Raw genomic sequence first — 17,188 nt, 5'->3', positions numbered from 1 at the left:
CGACATGGCCACCGACAAGCCGAATCGGAGTCCCAAGAAGGGGACGACGAAGGACCAGCCGAGCACGTCGGTGAGTCAGGGGATGCCCCGGCAGGGTCGCGGGACCAAGAGTCTCGGCCCCAAGGAGGGCATCGAGAAGCCTCCCGAGGACAAGGCCAGCGCGCCCAAGCAGCTCCCGGGGCCGGGAGCTGATTCTTCTGGTCCTTCTGGCGCGGTGAACACGACGCCGAAGATGCCAGAGGCCGCGCCGAAGATGCCGGACGCTGCAAACACCGCAGGCACGGCGGCCGGTGCCGCGAATGCCGGGTCGAAGATCAAGCAGGGCATGAACGGCGTCGCCGGGAACATGGCCGGAGGCGCAGCCCAAAAGGCGATCGAGGGAGACGGCAGCAGCGCGGCCCGCCGTAACGCCGGGCGTTACGCAGGAGCTGCCGTCTCCGGTGCCGTGGCCGGCGCACAGGCTGGCGGGCTTCCGGGAGCCGCCGTTGGCGCAGCGAAGAACGTCGGCGTCGAGGGGGCCCAGGACGCGGTCAAGGGCGTGTCCAAGGTCACCGGTGGCAGCCCGGACGCCAAACCGGCCGACCAGCGCGAGCTAGGTGCCGGTGGCACGGGCTACGAGCGCGGTGCGTCGAAGGGCGACGAGGGCCTGGGCTCGAAGGCGGCCAAGGGCGTCGCCGTCGGCGGTGGCGCGGCTGCGGCTCCGCCGGCCATGGGGGTGGTCATGGCCATGGCCCTTCTGAACTGGCTGAAGTCCATGTTCTTTGCGGCCATGGCAATGGCCATCAACGCCGGGAAGCTGCTGTGGACGCTCATCGTCAACATCGTCAAGGCGGTTGGTCATGCGATCGCTGCGCCGTTCATGGCGATCGGCAGCTTTATAGCCAAGGGGGTCGGCGCGGTCCTGGGCGTCGCCGTCACGGCGACGATGGCCCCTGTAGCGGCAGCGATGTCGGGCGTGGCCGCGGTGACCGCCACCGTTGCTCTGCTGGGCACGGTCTTGACCGGCGTCCTCAACTCGACGGCGCTGACCGAGGGCAGCATCAAGGTGAACGGGACGGGGTGCGTCGTCAACGCGGGTAGCGTCGGCAACGGTTCCGGGGCCACCGTCCCGGCGGGCGTGGAGAAGAACGCCAAGGAGATCTACTCGGTGCTCAGCAGCTGGGGTATGCCGATGGAGAACATCGCGGGCATCCTCGGCAACTGGTCGCAGGAGTCCGGGATCGACCCGACGAGCGTGCAGAACTTCCCCACGGGGACATATGCCATGACCGCCGAGAAGGCCAGCGCTGCACAGAACACGGACAAGGGCATCGGTCTCGGGCAGTGGACGTTCGGCCGCAACACGCTGCTGCGCCAGTACGCGAAGAGCAAGGGCGTCGACTGGTACACCATCAAGGCCCAGCTGGCCTTCATGGTCGATGGCGACAACCCGGGCGACGCCACGGTCTTCAAGGACATGCTCAAGAAGTCGCAGGGCTCGCCGCGTGCGGCGGCGCTGCACTTCCACGAGAACTGGGAGCGCTCCGCTGACGGCGCGGCCGGGCTCACCGCACGAGGCGACAACGCCGAGATGTGGTTCGGCAAGATGAGCGGCTGGTCGGTCGACAGTTCGATCGTGGGCGGCGTCAAGAAAATCGTCGGCGGGATCATCGAGAACATCGGCAACGGGATCAATACGATCCTGGGCAACTGCACCTCCAAGGGCGGCAGTTCCGTCTCACTGAAGGACGGCGGGATGACGCAGAAGGAGGCGCAGGCCCTGGTCGACCTCTTCAACAAGGAGGGCGACAAGTTCCTCGACGGCCGCTACGGCGACCAGGGCGGGCCTGGCTCGTGCGGGCACGACCACGCGATGAACTGCACGAGCTTCTCGACCTATTTCGTGAACAAGTACACGACGTTCCAGACCTACCCGGCCGGTGACGGCAAGCGGACGGCGTACACGATTGCGGAGGAGACCGGCAAGAAGATGCAGTCGACCCCGGTCCCCTACTCGGTCGGGTCCTGGCCGGGACACAGCCCTGTCGGCCACACCCTCGTGGTGCTCGGGGTCCAGGGCGACAAGGCCATCGTCGGCGAGGCGGGCTACTGCGCCTACATGGGCCGGGTACGGGTCGACAGCGCGGCGCGGATGGCGGCCGAGGGCTGGAAGTTCGTGGATATGTCGGATCGGATGCTCCCCTCCTACAAGATCAAGAAGGCCTGATGCGCCGCATCTGATCTCGGAGCGAGAAGCCGGTGCCCGGATCGCTGGGCGCCGGCTTCTTCATGCCTGGGACAGAGTGGACTTCCGGCTCACCTTTCGCCACCCTGTCGAATGGATTCGTACTCAGCCATGAATGGCATTAGAGATAGGCTTGAGTCATTTATGAGAGCAATGTCAAGTGAGGAGTGTGTTCCGTGGCGACAGCCGATGGGGAGTTCGAGAGCGCGAGCCCAGAGCAGGGGAACGACAACGTGGTGTCGACCGGGCCGACGCCCGAGGAGAAGCCCACGGCACCGAGGACGCGCAGGAAGCTCACCGGTGTCGAACTCGAGGAGCGCTTCACAAACTGGACGATGCGTCGGCGCGAGAAGATCCAGGCACGCACCCTGGAGGGCCACTCGCGCCTGATTCGGCGCGGCGTAGCCGCGGTGATGGGAGTGGGGATCCTCGCTCTGGTCGTCGCCACGGGGGTGACGGGCGAGAGCTTCAAGACGACCACGGCTGACACCGAGGCCCGGATCGTCCAGCTCAAGGGGAAGCTGGCCGATGCTCAGTCCACACCCGTGAAGGCAGACGCCGGCGCGCAGTTGTTGAAGCTCACGAAGGCGGCAGCCGCCGACGCGAAGAAGGTCGCGACCGGGCAGCAGATCTTCGCTCAGCTGTATCACCAGTCCAGCGTCCAGCCCAGCCCGAACAACGGGGCCCCGAACCAGGCCACGCTGGAGATCATCAAGCACCGCCGGGAAATGGCGCCGCTGTTCAGCAGGGACTCCTTCCTGATCGATGACAAGGAGGCGTACAGCCTGTCGTCGCTGACACCGTTCGATGCGACCTCCGAGATCGATCCGCGCCACGCCTGGTACATCCGCTACGCCGGCCAGAACGCAGCTGCCCCGAGCACGTACGCATGGAAGGTCGAGACGGTGATGCCAGACCTGAGCATGAAGAACGGCTCGGGCGCGTCAAACCAGGCAAAGGTCGTCTGGCTGTGTCGGGACACGAAGAGCGGCGAGGTGCTCGCCTGGGCGAGCGCTCGCTACGTGCACAACGGCACGACGGGGGCCTTTGACCACTTGGCGCTCGTGATGACCGCCGCCGGGGCTCAGTACGAGAACCCCGCGATCAAGATGACGGCCGGGTCCGGAGTCCGTGAATTCAGCGGCAGGGGCACACAGAAGAAGGGCGGGAAGCGATGACGGAGCAGACGGCAGCACCCACGCGGCGGGGATTCTTCCGGCGCAACCTCTCGGTCCTGGTGACGACAGCGGTCCTCACGGTCGTCGCGACGGTTGCCGGCGTGACCTGGAGCAGCCAGCACGCGGCCCTGGCTGAGCAGGAAGCCCAGATCAACGACGTCGAGGGACGGCTGGCAGGCATCCAGAAGAAGAACGCCGAGCAGGTGAACGCGGATGTTACGGCGGCCCTGGGTGTCAGCCAGAACCGGCTGAGCACCGACGGTGAGCACATCAAGGCGCTGCTTTCGATGGTCTTCACGTGGGACTCGGGACAGAGCTACGAGGCGGCGCGCGCGAGCCTGAAGAGCCGGTTCGGCCTCGCCGAGAACGAGACGTTCCTGAAGTCGTTCATGCCTCCGTCGAGGTTCAACGAGGACTCCCAAGGGCGGCGTTACTACTACATCGACACAGTCGGCCTGAACTCGGCCCTCGGCGCGGATCCGGACATCGAGGTCGTCGACGTCAAGGCAGGCGTCTACACCTACGCCGTCCTGGCCGACGTCGAGGTCACCTCCGACGCGGTGTCCCAGAACAAGGCGAGCAAAGCCAGCGTCACGGCGCACCGGCGCGCGCTGCTCCTCGTCACGGTCGACGCCCAGGGCAAGGTCTCGGATCTCTCCGGCGTCCCGGCGAGTGGCGAGACTCGCTATTCCGGATGACTCAGACTCTCTTTTGATTCGCCTTGTTGATAGAGTTGTCTTGATATTCGAGTGGAACGGCGAGTTGAGGGCTAATGGCATCGACACAGGCCGATGAGTCGAGTGGAGGCGCAGTACGCAAGACGCACTTCGTCGCGACGTCCGCGTCCTCGCAGGAGGGCGCGGACACTCCTGAGCAGACGGAGCCCGCGGGCGGCCTCCGCAAGCGCACCCTCGTGGCCGGCGTGAGCATGGGTGTGGGCGCACTGCTGTGCTTCGTACTCTCCGCTGGGTTCTCCGGCGGTCAGAGCGCGGTGAGCGATACAGCTGCGCCGAAGATCCCCTCTGTGCAGGAGCAGATCAGGATCACCGAGGCGAAGACGGCGGCACTACCGAAGGCCGACGACGCCGAGCGTGGTTTGACCGCGGCCCTGACGGCGACTGGTCAGGTCGCGAAGCTGCAGAACGACTACCGCTACCTGACGCCCAGCGTGGCGGCAGGCGGCGGCACGCTCGACACGGCGATGTCTCAGTCGACGCTGCGCAACCTCATCCCCTACTTCGCCCCCTCGGTGCACCAGGCGGACCTGGGGCCGTGGTACCTGCTCGCCAGTGACAAGGACGTGGCGGCCGGCGTCGGGATCCCGATGAGCTTCAACTCCGGCTTTGAGTGGGTCGCCCAGGTGCCCTACCTGGTCAACGACGACAGCACCATCACGGTGACCTGGCTGGCGATGGAGACCAGGACAGGTGCGGGCGAGAAGCCGGCGGTGCTGGCCTGGGCCCGCGCCGATTACGACCTGGTCCGCAAGGCGTTCGTGAACATCCAGACCGGCACGACGGCCACCGGCGAAGCCTTGAAGCAGGAGGTGAAGGCACCGTGAACGAGGAGATCAAGGACAGGCTGCGCCAGCACACCGGGAAGATCCTGCTCGGCGGTACCGGGGCGCTGCTCGCGCTCTCGGTGGTCACGCTCGGAGCCAGCCTGCTCAGCGACGGCCCGGCCGCGTCGGGCACCCAGGCCGATGCGGTTAATCAGAAGCTCGAAGGCAACCTCGGCGACGCCCAGGCCAAGCTGGCAACACAGCACACGGCACTGCTGGTTCAGCTGCCGGGCATGGACATCGAGCGGGTGAACCGTGACAGGGCGACGGGCCGGTCCCTCCTGCTCAGCCTCACCGACAGCTCGGCGTCGACCCGGACCATCAAGGAGCAGCAGGTACTGCTCGACGCGCGCTACGGCTTCCTCGACCACAAGTCCCGGGTGCTCACCGAGTTCGTGCCGGAGTGGATGACGGCGACCGGAGCCACGAAGGGCGCTGGGACGACGTACACGCTCGCCGATCTGGACATCGATGTGAGTCGGGTGCAGGGCCTGAACTACTCCTACACGGGGGTGGCCCGGCTCGATCCAGTCCGCGTTGGACCGAAGCAGAACAGCGCTGCCAAGAGCGAGTTCGTGGTCTTCACCTACTCCACCTCTCAGGTCGGCACGGTGACGTCGCTGGACGCCTATCGGGCCTCCAGCAAAACCCGCGACGCCCTCGCTGCCGCCAGCGAGGAACACCCCTCCCCCAAGCCGACCGGGTGAGCGAAGCGCCCACCGCTTCAGCACGCACCCCAGAAGACCCCAACGAGACGTAAGGACACGAACATGTCGACCCAGAGCCTGGAGAAGACCGAGACGACCGCCCCGACGAGCACGGCCGCGACGGCGAAGAAGACCACGGCGAAGCCCGTGAAAGAACAGAAGCACTCAAAGCTGCGCACCGGATGGCGGCGTCTGGCCCCGAAGAAGGAGACCGGCAGGTTCTCCGTCGTGGTGTGGGCGGGGTTCTTCCGGGCCATCGTCCTTCTCACCGACTACCTGCTGGCGTTCATCACGGCCGTGGTCATCATCCCGCTGCTGGGCGCATGGCTGCACCAGCAGTCGGGCGCATCCCGGGGTGCGCTCAATGCGGACGGAACCATCGCTATGTGGCTGATGCCGCTCCTCTTCCTGGTCGCACTGCTCGCCGCGGGCGAGATCGTCGTGATGCGCGGCATGTGGCGCTGGGCAACGCGGATGATCGCGAAGATCCGGGACGCCCGGGGCGAGACGACCGGGGCCGACGTCACACCGAAGTCCACGACCAGGACCACCAACCAGAGCAAGACCAACCGCAAGAGGAGCAAGTGATGCGCACCGCAGGACTGACGATGAACGACGTATGGGCCCACCGTGTCCTGCGTGAACGAGGAGTGGAGACGTACCGACTGGAGGGGGTGACCACCGAGCTCAGCGTCATGGTCGAATCGCTCGACCTCAAGCACCGGGGCAAGGAGGAGAACTACCGCCCGTATCTGCACATGACGGGCGAGTTGCGCTCGGTCACCCCGGCCAAGGCCCTGCCGTTCGGCATCTCCCAGGTGACCTACTCCCCCGGCCAGGGCGAGAAGGTAGACGCCTTCTACGAGTTCGACGACCAGCAGCTGGTCGTGCTCGCCAGCAAGGGCTACTTCACGAGCGGCTTCGCCGTGCCCGAGCAGGTCACCGGGATCGAGTGGGAGCTGCCGGCCACGGCGGACATGCTTGTCCTCGCTCCGTCGGGGGCGCAGACCGAAGGCGATGCGCCCGTGGTCTTCACCCAGATCCACGACATAGGGGGCCTGGAGATCGATCTCGAGTCCAGCGGCTACGACCTCGCCGGCTACTTCGCCGACCACTCCAAGGACGGCGTCCCGCAGGCTGAGGCCGTAGTCAATGCACGTGGTATGAAGGCGCGCTCGGACGCGATCAACTCGCTGTTCACCGAGGACGAGCTGGGCCTGGACACCGAGGTCAAGCAGGTCGTCGGAGCGCCCGTGCCTGAGGCAGCGCCGGTCGCTGACGGCATGAGCGCGCGTCTGCAGCAGATCGAAGCGGAGATCGCCGCCGAACGGGAGCAGTACCAGACCGAGCGCGCGAGCACCGAGGGCACCACGGAGAACCTCTACCGGGAGCGCGTGGCTGGGGCTCTGCACCGGGCCGAGGAGCAGGAGGAGCCGTTGGCTCCCCCGGCCCCGGCCCGTGAGGCGCAGCGCGATCTGAACCTGGATCTGGAGGAGCAGCCACAGGAGACCCGGCGACCTGAGTTCAAGCCCGCTCCGAGTCTCGACGAGCGCAAGCGCCAGGTGACCCAGCGTGCGGCCGACCTGGAATTCGGCGAGGACGGCGAGCAGAGCCTGGGGACTTGAGGACGGATCAGCCATGGCGAGCGCGGCCCCGGTTGCTGGCGAACAGCAGCCGGGGCCGTAGTGCATCGGTACCGAGACAGGAAGGAGAGCGACGATGGGCCTGAAGCAGGACATCATCGTGGTCAACGAGTTCAGTGTGCCGCTGCCCGGAGGCAAGGGATCGCGCGGTGCGACGCCGGGCAACTACGTCACCCGGTACATGGCCCGCGAGCAGGCGACCGAGTCGCTGGCTCCTATCCAGCGACTGCGCACCGACGACTTCATCCTGCGCTACATGGCGCGGGAGTCGGCCGTCGAGCGCGCCGGCATCTCGCGGGGCGCGGCGAAGCATGAGATGCGCCAGGCCCAGGGTGCCGGCGGCGTGGCCTTCGGCTACGGCTCGGTCTCACTCTCCGACGAGCAGCTGCGCGCGGCCGGCAAGGATATCCAGCAGCACTTCGAGAACGGCAAGACCGTGCTCAAGACAGTGTTGTCCTTCGACGAGGAGTACCTGCGGAAGCGCAAGATCGTCGACGAGGACTTCCACTGCGAAGCCCGCGGCGACTACCGCGGTCACATCGACCAGATGAAGCTGCGCATGGCGATTGTGCACGGTCTGGAGCGGATGAGCTCGGGCACCAGCGGCTTCGACGACCTGCGCTACGTCGGGGTCATCCAGGTCGACACCGAGCACGTGCACTGCCACCTGGCCATGGTCGACGGCGGCCGGGGCCAGGTGACGAAGAACGGTACGCAGCGCGGCAAGCTCCTGGACCGGCACAAGTCCAGGCTCCGCCGCGGTGTTGACGCCTGGCTCGATGAGAAGCAGGCGGTGGTTCATCTCTCCAGCGCCGTCGGCTACGAGCGGCGCAACGTCACCACCTTCATCAAGCGGTGGGCGCACGAGCGGATCCGCGCCGAGTCCCTGCCGCAATTCCTGCTCGCCTGCCTGCCGGCAGACCGAACGTTGTGGCGCGCCGGCTCGAACGACGCCCGCATGCGCAAGGCGAACCAACTGGTGACCGAGCTCGTGAAGGAGCAACTCGACCGTGCCGGATCCCCGATGCCGGAGGCCATGGAACGCATCGTCGACTACGCCAACGAGCGCCGTGCCAAAGAGTCTCTGAGCACGGAGGAATGGCAGAAGCTCGTCGAGCAAGGACGTACGCAGCTCATGGAGCGCGCCGTCAACGGCGTCTATCAGATGCTGCGGGCGATGCCGGAGTCGGAGCTGCGGGTGCGCACACCGATGCTCGAAGTCATGGGGATGGACTACCAGCAGATGGCGGTGCTCGCCGCGGACCGGCAAGGCAAGGACGAGAATGCTGAGGCCGACTTGGTCTCCTTCGGCTTCCGACTGCGCAGCTACGCCTCACGCCTGCAGCACCACCGGGAGAAGGCCGGGGTCTACCGCGACCTCGCGCACCAGTGGGAACAGGCCGAGAAGGCCGACGTCGCCGACGAGGACTCGCGCCCGCTCTACGACTTCTACTGCTTCGAGGAGAACTACCACAGGCGGCTGATGAGCAAATACCGGCACTTCCTGCCCTTCCTCGGGGACGCCGGCCAATGGTACGAGCAGCAGCAGGACGTGGCGGCCTACGGCCAGCGGCTGTTCTCGCTCATGGCGCTGCGCGCGGATGCCTCCCTGCAGCGGATGAAAGACTCCGAGGAGGCCGAGAACCTGGGCCGGGCGATCTACGATCAGGCCGGCGGCCGGCTTCTGACCGAGGGCAAGCGCGGCCGGGCGGTGCTGGACGCGCGCATCCGGACGATGAAGCAGTCCTATGACCAGAAGCTGGACGGCCTGCGGGCTGATCTCGCTTCCTCCGGCCTGGTGCTGCGCGTGGGGTCGAGCGCCGAGGATCCGGCGAGTACGGAGACCGACGCGGTCAGCACGGACTTCAAGATCGTCGCCGGTGCCGCCTATGACTTCGCCGAGGTCAAGGCCCTGGACCTGCACCACCTGGAATACGACTTCGTCACCGACATCGAGATCGGGCCGCAGGCACGCCAGACCTTCGTCGAGACGACCAGGGATCGCCGCCGGCTGCTGCTGGCGGCGATGGACTACCTGGACCAGTCCGGCCAGGCCGAGGCAATTCCCGATCTGCCGGTGGACGATGTCGCGGCGATGACACGGGTCTCCCGGGAGCTGACGCCTCAGCAGACGGACGAGGAATCCGGCACGCTCGTGTTGCGTTCCCGGATCGCGGAGCTGCGCGCCGAGCGCGAGCAGGCCGAGCGGATGCGGCGGTCCAAGGCTTCGTCGCTCGACGCCGGCCTCGTCGTGCGGGTCCAGGCCCAGGCCGATCAGGCTGTGACCACAGCGGATGCCGGAATGGCATTCGACTCACAGTCACCTTCCATCCCGACCAACTTGGAACGCGAGCAGAAAGACTAGTCACAGGTCTTGTCGAATGCTCTATAACAGTATTAGCGTGAAGAGCGTTCGGCAGGGACTCAATGCCTTGTCCAGGCGATGTGACTAATCGCGGCCGACTTGTCAGAGGCAGTCGGAACAAACGGAAGGAAGAGATCATGGCACTTCTCAAGGGCAAGGGCGCGATGACCGGAGTCAATCTCATCGCGAAGGTCTACAACAATGGCGTCACCAAGGACGGCAAGTCCCAGTACGTCGACGTCCAGCTCGACGCTCGAGATCCGCGCGGTCCGGAGCAGACGAACCTGCATCTGAAGTCCGATCGGGTTCAGGGTGAGGACGGCAAGGTCCGCTACAACAACGGCGCCCCGTACTCCACCGGTCAGATGGAGGAGATCATCAAGGCCGCGGATCCGAACACCGAGCCGATCCTGAACAAGGACGGCAACGAGGTCGGCACCATCTACGGCTTCAAGGGCAACGTGATGCCCGCGACGCGCGGAACTGGCCTGGTGGTCAACACCAAGTCCGTCGAGGCCTCCGAGTTCAAGGTCGACGACAAGACGCTGGACAACCAGTTCGCGTCCATGCGCGCTGCCCGCGAGGCACGGGCGGCGGCCAAGGAGTCGCAGGCTCAGGCCCCGGCTCCCGAGGCCAAGCAGGAGCAGGCAGCCGAGGTCGAGGTCGACAACCCGGCGGTCGGCTGAGACCGAGGTCGGGTCAAGCCTTATCGGTGAGTGAGCGACCCGCGACCAGTACACGGAACGAAAGGCCCCGGAGTCCATTCCGGGGCCTTTTGCGTTACCCATTGAATATCCTATCGAATGCGACTCGTGATACGATTCTGACTGATTTTTCAGTTGAATCCTCAGTCCAGTCGAGAGGTCTTGCGCGGCATGTTTCACGAGGCACAGCTCGATGAGCGCTACCCACTCCTGTCCAAGCTCTCGGAGCCACTGAAGAAGGCCGAGCGTGACATCGTCGGCCGTGAGCACGAGACGATGCAGTTGCTGGCTTCCATGAGCCGGCCTGAGCTGTGCAATGCACTCCTGCTGGCCGAAGCCGGTAGCGGAAAGCTGCTGCCGCTGGGCACTCCGATTCCGACGCCGTCCGGATGGACGACGATGAGCGATCTGCAGCCCGGCGACTTCGTGCTCGGGCGCGACGGCAAGCCGACCAGGGTCTCGTACGTCTCCGAGGTCGACGAGACGCCGGCGCTGTACGACATCGCACTGAGCGACGGTCAGGTGGTCACCGCCTGCGCGGATCACCAGTGGCTGGTGGCGTCTGTCTCCGGACGGGCGGAGTCGTATCCGACGAATGTCGCGACGACGCAGGCGCGTCGCGATCGCGTCCAGGTCCGCAGGGAGGCTCTCCTGGCATTGGCAAAGGGCGACGTCCCCGAGTTCTCCACGGCAGGCGAACTGATCAACTTGATCAGCGAGATTGAGGGCGTGACGTGGCACAGGCCCACGGGTCTGCACACGTACCTGTCGAAGGAGGGTGTGGAGCGGCGCGATGCGACGCGGACCACGGAACAGACCTGGAAGGGCGGCACTCGGACCTCTACGGTCCATGTACACGAGTTCAACACCCAGATAGCGCTGAAGGCACTGTCCGAGCAGGTCTTCCGCCGTACGTCGTGGGGCACCAACGGCGAACTGCAGGAGTCGGTCTTCACAACCCAGCAGATGGTGGACGCTGGTGTGCTGTGCGCGGGAGGCAAGCGCCGCCGGTTCTCCATCCGTATCACCGAGCCCCTGGATCTGCCGGAGGCCGATCTACTGGTCGATCCCTACGTCCTCGGAGCGTGGCTCGGCGACGGTTCAGTGGGGAAGGGAAAGTTCACCCAGTCCGATCTGCTCGCCGACGGCGAGACGTTGTCCGACATGGACCACCTGATCGAGCAGACCGACGCGGCGGGCTACAAGCCGCATCGGTTGACGAGCGATGACAAGACCGTAGGTGCCGAAGGACTCCGGGCGCAGCTGCGCCAGGTCGGCGCGCTCAGGCGCAAGCACATCCCGATTGTCTACTTGCGTGGGTCGATCGAGCAGCGCTTGGCGCTGCTGCAGGGGCTCATGGACACGGACGGGATGATTGACGAACACGGCATATGCGAGCTGGCTTTCTCCGACGAGGCGCTGGCGCTTGGCGCCGAGGAGCTGATCCGCTCGCTGGGCATCAAGGTGAATCGTACGGAGTCGGCTGCGGGATACCGCAACGCCCACGGCGAGCTCGTGAAGTGCAAGCCGCTGCACCGCATGGTGTTCACCACGGCGCAACAGGTGTTCCGTCTGCCGCGCAAGGCCGATCGTATGCCGCGCACGACGCGTTCGACCCAGGAGCGGCTCTACATCACGGACATCTCCCCCGCGCCGACCCAGCCGGGTAAGTGCATCCAGGTCGACAACGAGGACCACATGTATCTGTGCGGCCCCGGGTTCGTGCCGACGCACAACACCGCCCTGGTTCAGGCCACGATGCTGGTGGACATGGACCGCCTCTACCTGGAGGTGGACCCGGCGCGCATGATCTCCGAAGCGGGCAACGCCGAGAACATGGCCGCGAAGCTCAAGGGCTTCTTCGACGAGGCCGAGGACTTCGTCAAGGACGAGAAGCACGAACTGGTGCTCTTCATCGACGAGTTCCACCAGATCATCCAGCTCTCCGACGCCGCCGTCGAGGCGATCAAGCCGGTCCTCGCGGCTTCGGGAACCCGAGGCATCAGGATCATCGCGGCGACGACCTACGAGGAGTTCCACAAGCACATCTCGCCGAACCAGCCGCTCGTCGAGCGCCTGCAGCGCATCAATCTCAACCCGCCCGACCAGGCGACGACCATCAAGATCCTGCAGGGCATGGCCGAACGGTACGGCGTGGCCGACGAGTTCTACGACGACCACATCTTCCGGCAGATCTACGAGTACACCCAGCGCTACATGCCGGCCAGCGCCCAGCCGCGCAAGTCGATCCTCGTGCTCGACTCCATGGTCGGCTGGCATCGCCTGACGCACCGGCCGATGGACCGGGACCTGCTCTCGGACGTGCTCATGGAGTCCCTGAACGTGAACGTCGCATTCCGGGTCGACGGCGCGAAGATCAAGCAGCAGCTGGACGCCAAGGTGTTCAGCCAGGACTGGGCGACCGGCGCGGTGGCGCGCCGTCTGCAGTTGTCGGTGGCGGACCTCAACGACAAGGGAAAGCCGATGGCGAGCCTGCTGTTCACGGGATCGACGGGAACGGGGAAATTCTGCATCGACTCGACGCAGGTTCCTGTCTACTCGAGCGACGGCGAGACCACCTGGAAGCTGCACGGCGACCTGGTCCCGGGCGACAGAGTGTTCGGTCGCCAAGGTCGCCCGGTCGAGGTGCTCGGACACTTCCCGCAGGGCATGCAGGACGTCTACCGGGTCACGCTCTGGGACGGCCGGACTCTCGACGTTGGAGGACCGCACTTGTGGACGGTCTACACAGCCAAGCAGCGGTCGAAGAAGCATGCGGGCAAGGACGTCGCGCCGATGGTTCTGAGCACGCGGGAAATGGTCGAGCGTGGCGTCGTGCGGACCTACCCCGGCGACTCTCGGGAGCATCTGAGGTTCTTCATCCCGGCGAACGGACCGGTGCACTGGCCGGAGCAGGACTTCGACGTCGACCCGTACGTCTTGGGCGTCCTCATCGGCAACGGGTGCCTCACTGAGACGCAGCTGACGCTCTCGTCTGACGGGGACGACGCCGACCACACCGTGTGGACGGTGGGCGAATGGCTGGGATCGGCACCGAAGTCGTACGGGCACAGCTACAGCTGGGTCTTCCCTGTCGGCGTTGGCCCGGTGGACGACCGCCGCGATTCGCTATACCAGACGAAGGACGTGCTTGCCTCGGTTCCCGATCTGATCGGTGCGCGGTCGGCGGAGCGCCGTATCCCGGAGAGGTACAAACACGGATCGGTACAGCAGCGGTGGGCACTGGTGCAGGGTCTTTTCGACACCGACGGATCGATCGGCGGCTCGAACGACCGCTTCAACGTCTCGTACTCGACGTTCTCCAAGGGGCTCGCGGAGGACCTCAGGGAGGTGCTGTTCTCGCTCGGCGTCTCGAACACGATCAAATCGTGGACACGCACGAAGGAGGGCGGGCGCGAACTGGCCGAGTACGGCGTGCACGTGAAGGTCGGCAACGAGGATAAGGCCCGGTTCTTCTCCCTCCCCCGCAAGCACGAGATCGCACGGCGGGCGGTCATCGAGACCTCGGGTCGTAAGCGCGTGAAGAAGTTCGACATGGTCGGCATCGCGTCGATCGAGAAGCTGCCGGAGCAGCAGAGCTCGTCGTGCATCTACGTCAACGACGAGGAGCACCTCTACCAGGCTGGTCAGTTCGTGGTCACGCACAACACGGAGCTCACGAAGCAGCTGGCGCGACTGCTGTTCGGCGATGACCAGCGGCACCATATCCGGTTCGACATGACGGAGTACGCCGAGGACTCGTCGTTCGCGGCGTTCCGTTCTGAGCTCACCAAGCGCGTGTGGGACCGCTCCCACGCTGTACTGCTTTTCGACGAGGTCGAGAAGGCCTCGGCGATGGTGACACGCGTGCTGCTGCAGGTGCTCGACGACGGCCGACTCAACGACGACAACAACCGCGAGGTGAGCTTCCTCAACACCTACATCGTGCTGACGACGAACGCGGGCTCAGAGATCTACAAGGACATCTCGCAGTACGCCGCCGACGACACCGGGTCGGGCAAGCAGCTGCTGGAGTACGAGAAGCTCATCCGCCGCTCGATCTCCTCAACGACGGGCGACAACCGGTTTCCGCCCGAGCTCCTGGGCCGTATCGACGCGATCGTGCCTTTCCAGCCGCTGTCGCTGCCAACGCAGCAAAAGATCGTGCGGAAGAAGCTGCGCCAGATGGTGCAGGAGGTGTTCGTCAAGCACAACGTGCGGGTCGACGTCGATGCGAGGGTCCTTCAGTACCTCATCGAGGACAAGGGCGACACCGACTCTGATGCCGGCGGCGCGCGTGCGGCTGTGGCGAAGCTGACCGACGAGGTCACCACCGCGGTGGCGACCTTCCTCAACGAGCACCCCTCGGAACGACGGATCCGCATCGACGTCGTCGGCGACCTGGTCAGCGACGACAAGAACCTGCTGAGTTCCGACGCCTACGTCGAGGTCAGCGCGGTGCGATGAACCAGCCGAGGACAGCGGGAACGAGTCGACTCGTGCGTCAATAGCCCTTTCATGTCCTATAGTTGCCTACTATAATAGAACGGAGATAGGGTACTCATAAACCAGGCGAACTGTGTTTTATTAGCGAAGGGATCGAGCGTCAATGGCCATTCCGGGAGCGGCAGCGGTCAGCCAGAAGAAGGGACGGAAGAAGAAGCCCGACGAGCTTCTGGCCTCCGTGGTGAGAGAGACGGCGATCCCGGCGGCGGTCGAGCTGCTGCGGTCGAACACGCAGTTCGTCTTTCCCAGCGGTACGGCCTGGGTGATGCTCGTGCTTGCAGCCGACGAGATCGGCGGCTTGAGCAAGCGGCACGGCCGGGACGAGGCGAAAGGCTCGATCATCGAGCTCATCAGCTCCGACCAGATCCGAACGGTGGCCACGGCGGAGATGCTCGAAGAGGAGGTCTTCGGCATCATCCCCACCGACGAGACTCTCGCGCGCATGGAGGAGTACTCGCTGCTCACCGGCGCCACCTACGCCTGGGCCGTCGTGTGGCAGAAGCCCAGCGGCGAACTGCTCGTCGATCTGGGGAACGATGCGACCTTCGCGCAGGCGCGCCTTGTCGCTGCAGGTACCACGAGCCTCGAAGAAGCCGTGGGCAAGAAGGCATGGATAGAGCACAGCGGCCTGGTCGCCGAGGCTGGAGCCACTGCCGCCGCGGTCCTCGGGGAGGACGAGGGCGATGCGATCTTCGACGGGATCCCCGGTGACGGGGGGGCTGACGAGGGCCTGGACGACGAGCCGCTCTTCAGCGACGTCGTCGACGCGGATGAAGGAGCGGACACACCCATGTTCGACGAGGACGCCGCAGGTATCGACGACGCGGGTACCGTCCCGGTCGAGTCGGAGCCGGACTACGACGGCGACGAGGTGGCCGGCTACGAGGGTTTCGACGAGACCGACGCCGGCTACGGCGTCGAGGGCGACTACCAGGAGGCCGACGACACTGTGCTGCTGGCCGATCAGGCCCAGGTGCGCGACGTCATCGCCCGCCGGTTCCTCTCCGAGGAGCTGGACCTGGACGTCCGGCTCGATGAGTTCAACGCCACCTTCGCCATCGGCGCGCCGGTCGTGCAGATCGCTGTGCCCGAGGGCTCGACGGAGTGGCTCGGGGACCAGGTCGCTCAGCTCAACCGGCAGGCCAACGCAGATCTGATGCAGCTCCGTTCCGCGCACGAGGATGAGCTGCGTGCGCTCTACGTCAACCTCATGTCGGCGCACACCGAGCAGGTCATCCGCGATGTGGCCACCGACCGCGCGTGCTCCCGGTACAAGCTGCTGAACGACGCCGCCCAGGCCGAGCACCAGCAGCGGCAGACGGAGAAGGATGAGAAGATCCGGGCCCGCCGGGCGGAGATCGCCAAGGACTACGAGTCGCAGGCCTCCAAGGTGGCCCAGCAGGCGGCGCTCTCGGCGGAACTGCAGTACAAGGAGCGCAACCGCTCGAAGATGGAGCGCGAGCAGATCGACTCCGTCGCCGAGATCGAGCGGGACATCGAGGATACCCACGCGCATAACCAGCAGGAGATCCTGCGGGTCCGGCGTTCGGACGCGACGCTGAAGATGCAGACCGGGCAGACGCGGATCTTCGAGGTGCTGGCCGAGCGGCAGTCGGAGTACCTGGCGGCCGAGGAAGAGTGCCTGAACCAGTGGAAGTCCGAGATCCAGCGGATCGTCGACGACAACCGCAAGGCCGACATCGCCCAGTCCGAGGCACTGGCCGAGCACCTGCGGACCACAGACGAGATCGGCGTCCTGCGCCGGGAGCAGCAAGGCCTCCTGGAGTCGGTGCGCTCTGAGCACGCCGACCGGATCCGCCGGATGGAGGACGAACTCGAACGCAACCGCAAGGACGCCATCACGCAGATGACGGCGCGCGACGCGGAGTGGCAGCACAACCTCGACCTGGAGAAGGAGAAGACCAACTCCCAGCTGGCGCGGGTCACCGACCTGCTCCAGCAGCTGTCGACGGTCGAGGATTCAGTGGCCAGGCGGTATGAGGTGCGCCTGGCGGAGGTGCAGGCCGACAAGGAGTCCTACACCAACGAGCTGGCACGGGCCTCCGAGATGCAGAGCCGCTCGAACAAGATCCTCGTCGTCATGATCGTCACGCTCTCGCTCCTGATGGGCGTGGCCGGCTTCATCGTCGGGGTGGTCTTGACCCGTTGAGCGGACCGGTCATGACCGACGGGGTGATCTGACGGCGCATGGGGCGCGTTCCCCATGCGCCGTCGTCGTCTGCGCCGGCAGGGCGCACTGGACAGCAGGACAGCAGAACGAGCGAGGCTCGAGAGTAAGG

Annotated in this window: 11 protein-coding genes; all 11 read left to right on the top strand. The window is 65.8% G+C overall.

The features are described 5' to 3' along the window. Positions 1–4: 4 nt before the first annotated feature. The 11 genes from OIU81_RS37075 to OIU81_RS37025 all read left to right on the top strand — a co-directional run bounded on the left by OIU81_RS37075 (position 5) and on the right by OIU81_RS37025 (position 17,058). Positions 5–2,206, top strand: coding sequence for a phage tail tip lysozyme (locus OIU81_RS37075; RefSeq protein WP_329331973.1), 2,202 nt, complete (start codon positions 5–7; stop codon positions 2,204–2,206). A gap of 194 nt (positions 2,207–2,400) precedes the next feature. Further along, a complete protein-coding gene (locus OIU81_RS37070; protein ID WP_329142699.1) occupies positions 2,401–3,402 on the top strand; it encodes a hypothetical protein in 1,002 nt (333 codons plus the stop codon). Next, complete coding sequence (locus OIU81_RS37065) at positions 3,399–4,100, top strand: hypothetical protein (RefSeq protein WP_329142700.1); 702 nt, start codon at positions 3,399–3,401, stop codon at positions 4,098–4,100. Before OIU81_RS37070 ends, OIU81_RS37065 begins: the two co-directional genes overlap by 4 nt. Before the next feature lie 74 nt (positions 4,101–4,174). Then, positions 4,175–4,963 (top strand): hypothetical protein, encoded by a 789-nt coding sequence (locus tag OIU81_RS37060; protein WP_329142701.1) that lies wholly within the window; start codon positions 4,175–4,177, stop codon positions 4,961–4,963. Beyond that, positions 4,960–5,670 carry a hypothetical protein gene (locus OIU81_RS37055; protein WP_329142702.1) on the top strand — a complete coding sequence of 237 codons (711 nt, stop codon included), beginning with the start codon at positions 4,960–4,962 and terminating at the stop codon, positions 5,668–5,670. The genes OIU81_RS37060 and OIU81_RS37055 overlap by 4 nt, the downstream gene beginning before the upstream one ends. Before the next feature lie 63 nt (positions 5,671–5,733). After that, a complete protein-coding gene (locus OIU81_RS37050) occupies positions 5,734–6,258 on the top strand; it encodes a hypothetical protein (protein WP_329142704.1) in 525 nt (174 codons plus the stop codon). Continuing rightward, complete coding sequence (locus tag OIU81_RS37045) at positions 6,258–7,295, top strand: hypothetical protein (protein ID WP_329142706.1); 1,038 nt, start codon at positions 6,258–6,260, stop codon at positions 7,293–7,295. The genes OIU81_RS37050 and OIU81_RS37045 overlap by 1 nt, the downstream gene beginning before the upstream one ends. Before the next feature lie 94 nt (positions 7,296–7,389). Next, positions 7,390–9,678: a relaxase MobL gene (mobL, locus tag OIU81_RS37040; RefSeq protein WP_329142708.1), complete on the top strand. Its 2,289-nt coding sequence runs from the start codon at positions 7,390–7,392 to the stop codon at positions 9,676–9,678. A gap of 137 nt (positions 9,679–9,815) precedes the next feature. Next, a complete protein-coding gene (locus tag OIU81_RS37035; RefSeq protein ID WP_329142710.1) occupies positions 9,816–10,364 on the top strand; it encodes a hypothetical protein in 549 nt (182 codons plus the stop codon). A gap of 189 nt (positions 10,365–10,553) precedes the next feature. Beyond that, the gene (locus OIU81_RS37030) at positions 10,554–14,849 is read left to right on the top strand and encodes an AAA family ATPase (protein WP_329142712.1); all 4,296 of its coding nucleotides are present in this window, start codon (positions 10,554–10,556) and stop codon (positions 14,847–14,849) included. 142 nt (positions 14,850–14,991) lie between these two features. Further along, positions 14,992–17,058 carry a hypothetical protein gene (locus tag OIU81_RS37025; protein WP_329142715.1) on the top strand — a complete coding sequence of 689 codons (2,067 nt, stop codon included), beginning with the start codon at positions 14,992–14,994 and terminating at the stop codon, positions 17,056–17,058. Positions 17,059–17,188: the final 130 nt, after the last annotated feature.

Source organism: Streptomyces sp. NBC_01454 (genome assembly GCF_036227565.1).
Lineage (GTDB): Bacteria > Actinomycetota > Actinomycetes > Streptomycetales > Streptomycetaceae > Streptomyces.
The sequence above is the reverse complement of the archived record's forward strand: the minus strand, read 5'-3'. Positions and strand labels throughout refer to the sequence as shown.

Coding starts and splice junctions, on each gene's coding strand:
- OIU81_RS37075 (WP_329331973.1), top strand. CDS start 5: ATGGCCACCGACAAGCCGAATCGGAGTCCCAAGAAGGGGACGACGAAG.
- OIU81_RS37035 (WP_329142710.1), top strand. CDS start 9,816: ATGGCACTTCTCAAGGGCAAGGGCGCGATGACCGGAGTCAATCTCATC.
- OIU81_RS37045 (WP_329142706.1), top strand. CDS start 6,258: ATGCGCACCGCAGGACTGACGATGAACGACGTATGGGCCCACCGTGTC.
- OIU81_RS37065 (WP_329142700.1), top strand. CDS start 3,399: ATGACGGAGCAGACGGCAGCACCCACGCGGCGGGGATTCTTCCGGCGC.
- OIU81_RS37060 (WP_329142701.1), top strand. CDS start 4,175: ATGGCATCGACACAGGCCGATGAGTCGAGTGGAGGCGCAGTACGCAAG.
- OIU81_RS37050 (WP_329142704.1), top strand. CDS start 5,734: ATGTCGACCCAGAGCCTGGAGAAGACCGAGACGACCGCCCCGACGAGC.
- OIU81_RS37030 (WP_329142712.1), top strand. CDS start 10,554: ATGTTTCACGAGGCACAGCTCGATGAGCGCTACCCACTCCTGTCCAAG.
- OIU81_RS37025 (WP_329142715.1), top strand. CDS start 14,992: ATGGCCATTCCGGGAGCGGCAGCGGTCAGCCAGAAGAAGGGACGGAAG.
- mobL (WP_329142708.1), top strand. CDS start 7,390: ATGGGCCTGAAGCAGGACATCATCGTGGTCAACGAGTTCAGTGTGCCG.